The 1,314-nt window shown below is 69.3% G+C and carries 1 protein-coding gene; it reads right to left on the reverse strand.

Translation table 11 applies throughout. The annotated features are described in order from the left end of the window. Nucleotides 1–39: 39 nt before the first annotated feature. Nucleotides 40–1,269: an IS30 family transposase gene (locus ACZ58X_RS40195; RefSeq protein ID WP_470338517.1), complete on the reverse strand. Its 1,230-nt coding sequence runs from the start codon at nt 1,267–1,269 to the stop codon at nt 40–42. Between the last annotated feature and the right edge of the window lie 45 nt (nt 1,270–1,314).

The following is a 1,314-nucleotide window of genomic DNA, read 5'->3' on the forward strand; positions in this document are numbered from 1 at the left end:
GGCGGTTTCTAGGGGTCGTTGCAACACGTGGTCGGTTGTCTAGGCCGCGATGAGTTTATGCAGGCGCTCGGCTGGGGTTTCCCAGCCGAGCGTTTTGCGTGGGCGGCCGTTGAGTCGGGCAGCGATCGCCGTGAGGTGTTCGGGGCTGTGGACGGACAGGTCGGTGCCCTTCGGGAAGTACTGCCGCAGCAGGCCGTTCGTGTTCTCGTTCGAGCCGCGCTGCCAGGGACTGGCGGGGTCGCAGAAGTAGACCGGGATGCCGGTGGCGACTGTGAACGAGCCGTGCGAGGCCATCTCGGAGCCCTGGTCCCAGGTCAGCGAGCGGACCAGGTGGGCGGGCAGGGTCTTCACGGTGTCGACGAGGGCGTCGCGGACGTGTTCGGCGGTGCGGCCGTTGGGCAGGTGCAGGAGCATCACGTAGCGGGTGGTGCGTTCGACCAGGGTGCCGATCGCGGAGGCGCCGTCCTTGCCGACGATGAGATCGCCCTCCCAGTGCCCGGGGACCGCCCGGTCCTCGGCCTCGGCGGGACGCTCGCTGATCATGACCATCGGGTCGACGAACCGCGGTTGGCGGCGGTTGGCCTGACGCTGCGGCTTGCGGCGGGCACGGCCCGTGCGCAGGGCGCCGGCCAGCTCGCGTCGCAGCTCGCCGCGGCCTTGGACGTAGAGGGCCTGGTAGACGGTCTCGTGGGCCACGTGCATCTCCGGCCTGTCGGGGAAGGCGTTGCGCAGAGCGTGGCAGATCTGCTCCGGGCTCCATTCCAGGTCCAGGCGGTGCTGGATGAAGTCCCGCAGCTCGGGGTTCTGGGCGATCTTGCCGGGCTTGGGGCGCGGTCGGCGCTGTTCGGCACGGCGATGGGCGGCGTGGGGCCGGTAGGCCCACCGGGAGACGTCACCGCGCAGGGGTACACCGTTGCGGCGTATCTCGCGGCTGACCGTTGAGGGGCTGCGGCCCAGCTCGGCGGCGATCGTACGGACGCTCGCGCCCTCGCGCAGCCGGTCGGCTATGTGTATCCGGTCGCCCTCGAGCAGGAACCGCGACGGACCGGAAGCCGGTGCCTCCACGTGGATGGGAGGCACCGGCTTCCGGCCGTTCGGCGGCGAGTGCCAGCCGTTGCGCCACCGCTTGCCCGTCCGGACATCGATGCCAACGATTCGGCACGCCTCTCTGCTGCTGTAGCCCTGACGCATGAGCTGGAAGTATGCCTCCCGCTCACGGGTCAGACGAGGCCCCTTGGCACCCCGGTCCTTCCGAATCTCGAAGTCCATAACACCCCTTGAGCTGGGGTGTTGCAACGACCACTAGAACCTAAG

The sequence above is a fragment of the Kitasatospora sp. NPDC040550 genome (assembly GCF_055594965.1).